Below are 4,586 nucleotides of genomic sequence, written 5' to 3'. Positions count from 1 at the left end.
CGGCGTTTATTAATTGGCTGTTTGGAGAGAAGAAATGACTAACAAAATAACTCAAGAATACATCGACTACTTAGTCGATAAAACTGAAAAAATGGAAAAGCGATTTAATCAGTTGCTGGTTGAAAATGCGGAACTAAGACAAGCCAACATGCTATTGCGCCAACAGTTAGACCAGAAAGATGAGCGCGTATTTGTAGCTAACAGTTGTCGCAGTCGCAATAATCATGTTGATGGTTATAAGCATTATCAGGAATTGATGGAGGATAAGGGTGATGAGTGATTTAGAGCTAAGCGCAAAGCTTGATAGGTGGATTGATGACAACACTGTTGATAGTGACTTTATTGCGCATCCCGATTTTGTTTACGATAAACTACTAGGGCTTGAAACTGAAATCAAAAAACTCCAAGCAGAAAACGCAGAACTTAAGAAGCAAGTTAAGCGCAATAATTTAAGCGAAAACTGGCCGATATTCCTTTCGTGGTATGGTGATTACTGCGACTTAGGTGGCAGTAGCTTTACTTGGCCTGCAATGCAGCATAGTCGTGAAGATATGCGCTACGCTTACCAAGCTGGTTATGAGGCTGCTTTAACACCACCAGAGGGAGAGTGATGTGTACCTTAAAAAGTCATTAGTTGCACTTGCTGTTATTAGTGCTTTAAATCTGCCATACGCAAGAAGCATTTCAGAGGGAGAGTGATATGGATTTGTATAAATTAATAAGAATCAAATTCAACAAAGTTACAGTTAACCCTGAATTTTGGATTCGAGCAAACTTAAAACTATAAGCCCATAACGGGCTTTTTTATTGTCTAAAGTTTAATGTTATAATTGGTGCAAGTTTTTTATTGGAGAGGTAGGGTTTATGGAGTTGTGGGAGGTAGCTAAAAATAACGTAGGTAAGCCACCTGCATTTAAATCACCGGAAGATATGAAAGAGCGCGCTTTTGAGTACTTTGAGTGGTTGAAAGAGAATCAGATTAGAGAGATAAAGGCTTTTTCATCGCAAGGGGATGTGATTTATGGTGAAGTGCCAAAGCTTAGACCCGCAACTCAGCATGGGCTTTGTGTGTTCTTAAATATAGGAGTTTCCACTTGGCACGACTACAAGAAAAAGCCTGAGTATTCGGAAGTCACAAGTTTGATCGAGTCTGTAATGTATGAACAGAAGTTCGCAGGCGCTGCTGGTGGTCTTTTAAATGCTAACATTATCGCTCGTGATTTAGGGCTTAAAGATGAGATTAAAGCAGACCACACAAGCTCTGATGGTTCGATGAAAACATATTCACCTGATGACTATGCAAAGGCGCAGGCTAGCTTGGTTAAAGGGCATTTGGAGGATTTGGATTGATGGATGATAAGTCATTTAAAGAATTGTATCTAGGAAGCTTTACGGTAGATTCAAGCTACAGTAAAGCGGTTGATTGTCTTGTTGATTACTATGAAAAAACTGAAAATCTAAACAATAAAAATGCGCGTGAATATTGGCGCGAAATGAAAAATTACATCTTTAACTCATTAGAGTTAGATTCACAAAGCTTTCAATCGGCCAAGCAAGAAGCTCTAAATAGAGTTATATAATGTCAGATACTGAATTGTTAGAATGGGAAAATCTGACCTTTTATGAAAGGGTTGCACTAAAGGAGCGTTCTGAGCGCTCTTTTCTTAACTTTACGCGCATATGGTTTGAGTTAATCCAGGGTGATAAGTTATTAGTTAACTGGCATCACCGCTTAATGGCTAAAAAGATAGATGAAGTTTTACGCGGAACTAATAACTCTAAAAACTTAGCTATAGCACTTCCACCTGGCGGTACAAAAACAGAATTTATGAGCATTCACTTACCAGCATACACAAACATGCTGGTAAACATTGGTGTACTTAATCGCTTTAGGAATTTAAACCTCTCGTTTGCTGACACGCTAGTTAAGCGCAACTCAAGACGTACACGCGACATTATTGCTAGCAAGGAATACCAAGAGCTTTGGCCTTGTCAGTTTGGCGTTAACCAAGCCGAGGAATGGCAAATTGTAGACGCAAAAGGAAAGGTTAAAGGTGAGACTGTTTCGCGTGCGATGGGTGGTCAAATTACAGGTGGTCGTGGCGGTTATCCGGGTGAAGGTTTTAGTGGCTCGGTAAATCTTGACGATCCTGACAAGCCGGAGGATATGTTTAGCCAAGTTAAGCGTGATGCATCTCAGCGTAAACTTGTTAACACTGTGCGCTCTCGGCGTGGTGATAAATCAAAGGATCATCCGACACCGTTTTTTGTAATACAACAACGATTACATGTTGAAGATACAATTGGCTTTTGTATGTCTGGTGGTATGGGTGTTAAATTTGAATTGGTTCAAATCCCCGCCCTAATCACAAAAGACTTTCTTGACACGTTAGACGAAGACACGCGAAATGATTGCTGGAACTCGATAAAAGATTCAGACAGTCGAGTTATTAACGGCGTTGAATACTGGTCATACTGGCCAGAGATGGAGCATATAGACCAGTTAATTGATTTATGGGAACGTGATGAGTACACGTTTTTAAGTCAATACATGCAAGCGCCTAAAATGCTATCTGGCGGACTTATTGAAACCGATTGGTTTCAGACTTATACGCAGCTTCCCTTTCTTGAGTACGCATCGATTTATGTTGATACAAACTCAGGTAAAGTGAAAGACCACAATGATTACACTGTGTTTACTCTATGCGGCATGGGTGTTGATGGTAATATGTATGTGCTTGATAGTTGTCGCGGTAAATGGGACCCAACTGACTTACTAGAAACAGCGGAGTCATTATGGAAGCGCTGGACTGATACGCCATACAGCCAACGCTTAACTGTTCGTTATATGTCTATCGAAGATAAGCAAGCAGGGCAAGGATTAATAACTACGCTGCAAAAGCGGAACAGCATACCTGTGCATTCGGTGCAGCGTGGTCAGGATCAAAATAAATTAATTAGGCATAACAACTGTCAGCCACAAATGAAGATGGGTAAGGTATTTATTCCTGCGCTACATGACGAAGATGGAAATAAAATATTTAATACTACTTATGAGTCTGGCGAAGTTGCACATAGTACAGAATGGGTTCAGCCGTTTTTGGCTGAGTTAGCGGGGATAACAGTAGGCGTACTGACCGACAAAGAAAAAGGCTTCGATGACCAGTACGATACGTTGATGGATGCTATTGATGATATGTTAATACACAATCATTCGGCCGGTCTAGCATCATGGATTGGTTAGCTATCCAACAAAACCTACACAGCTACAACTAAAATCTTTACAATGTAAAGATTTTTATTTATAGTTAGGGAAAATTAAACAGGAGAGCGTTATGGATAAGTTAAACTGGAAAGAGCTTTTATTGTTTCACTCTGTTTGCGCTATTGGTGGTGCTATTTGGGGTTGGTTTGTTATTGGGCCATTAATTATCGCTATTTTTGGGTGACACTATGCGCGAACTAACAAGGTTAGAAGCAGAAGATGAATTGCTAGAATCATTACCCCTAGTAGCTCAGCTTGAATGCGCTGGCACTGAATTTGAAATAACAGAAGTTGAGTGCGGTGAAAGCGAATGCCTGGGTAGTTTAATCTGGCTACCTGATTTTGACAAATATGTATGCAGCGATTGTAGAAAGGAGAGTGAAGATGACTGATTATTACAAAGATAAGCAACAAATGACACTTCAACAAATAGCTGATTATGCTATGGAGTATTTGCATGATAAAAGCATTCCTGCCGATTATGATATTTTTGATGATCACGTAATTGTCTACTTTGAAGGCTTATCATGCGCTTTCGTTTGCAATGCTACAAAAGTAAGTATAAAAGGTTGGATTGATTCACTGAACAAAAACCTCAGTAGACTAATTTAACACAGCCCAAAAAATAACATATAATAGCCTTACTAATTAGTGAGGCTTTTTTATGAACAAAATTCGTTTATATACGAATGTCAGAAAAACGCAATTAAGCGAAACTGACACTCATTTCAAAATTAAAGGAATTCCAATTACTGCGGATAATGCAGTGATGAATGGTATTCTTTATTCCGCAGAAGAAAATGCCAAAGGGATGCCTTCGATGCTTGGTCAGCCATTGACGTTAGCGCATCCAGAATCAAACGGCTTTAACATCAGCGCTAAAAATGGCGTAGGTATGCAAGACTTTTACAGCGGTGGCAATATCACAGATGTTTATAACCGCGATGGTATTTGGTATGCAGACGCTGACGTTAAGAAGTCATTACTTGCAGCTCAAGACGATGGCGAAACATACATTAACGCTCTCGCATCAAAAGAAAACATCGGCGTAAGCACTGGTTTAATGTTTAGTGATAATGAGCTGTCAGGAACAAACAGTAAGGGCGAAGAATACACCAAGCAAGCAGTGAATCAATCGTACGACCACTTGGCTATGCTGTTAAACGAAACGCCAGCTGGTGGCGAAACAACAGTAATGCGCTTTAACGGTGAAGATGTTGACGTTGTTAATGTTGAGGCGTTGATTGGTTCTGTTGGCGAAATTGAGCAGGATAAAATCTCTGAAGGTCTGCTAACTAAAATTGTCAACACTGTGAAAGCG

The 4,586-nt window shown here is 39.9% G+C and carries 8 protein-coding genes; all 8 read left to right on the top strand.

The window, feature by feature from the left end; translation table 11 throughout:
• Positions 1-34 precede the first annotated feature (34 nt).
• Complete coding sequence (locus ABYD77_RS17895; RefSeq protein ID WP_372771463.1) at positions 35-280, top strand: hypothetical protein; 246 nt, start codon at positions 35-37, stop codon at positions 278-280.
• The gene (locus ABYD77_RS17890; protein ID WP_372771462.1) at positions 273-611 is read left to right on the top strand and encodes a bZIP transcription factor; all 339 of its coding nucleotides are present in this window, start codon (positions 273-275) and stop codon (positions 609-611) included. The genes ABYD77_RS17895 and ABYD77_RS17890 overlap by 8 nt, the downstream gene beginning before the upstream one ends.
• A gap of 253 nt (positions 612-864) precedes the next feature.
• Complete coding sequence (locus ABYD77_RS17885) at positions 865-1,350, top strand: terminase small subunit (RefSeq protein WP_372771461.1); 486 nt, start codon at positions 865-867, stop codon at positions 1,348-1,350.
• Positions 1,350-1,580 (top strand): hypothetical protein, encoded by a 231-nt coding sequence (locus ABYD77_RS17880; RefSeq protein WP_372771460.1) that lies wholly within the window; start codon positions 1,350-1,352, stop codon positions 1,578-1,580. Before ABYD77_RS17885 ends, ABYD77_RS17880 begins: the two co-directional genes overlap by 1 nt.
• Positions 1,580-3,244 carry a phage terminase large subunit gene (terL, locus tag ABYD77_RS17875; protein ID WP_372771459.1) on the top strand — a complete coding sequence of 555 codons (1,665 nt, stop codon included), beginning with the start codon at positions 1,580-1,582 and terminating at the stop codon, positions 3,242-3,244. The genes ABYD77_RS17880 and terL overlap by 1 nt, the downstream gene beginning before the upstream one ends.
• Positions 3,245-3,453: 209 nt before the next feature.
• On the top strand, positions 3,454-3,657 hold the full coding sequence (locus ABYD77_RS17870) for a hypothetical protein (protein ID WP_372771458.1): 204 nt from the start codon (positions 3,454-3,456) through the stop codon (positions 3,655-3,657).
• Positions 3,650-3,877, top strand: coding sequence for a hypothetical protein (locus ABYD77_RS17865; protein ID WP_372771457.1), 228 nt, complete (start codon positions 3,650-3,652; stop codon positions 3,875-3,877). The genes ABYD77_RS17870 and ABYD77_RS17865 overlap by 8 nt, the downstream gene beginning before the upstream one ends.
• Before the next feature lie 52 nt (positions 3,878-3,929).
• Positions 3,930-4,586: hypothetical protein (locus tag ABYD77_RS17860; protein WP_372771456.1), on the top strand; the 657-nt coding region annotated here is incomplete at its 3' end.

Source organism: Pseudoalteromonas sp. (assembly GCF_041629635.1).
Lineage (GTDB): Bacteria > Pseudomonadota > Gammaproteobacteria > Enterobacterales > Alteromonadaceae > Pseudoalteromonas.
The sequence above is the reverse complement of the archived record's forward strand: the minus strand, read 5'-3'. Positions and strand labels throughout refer to the sequence as shown.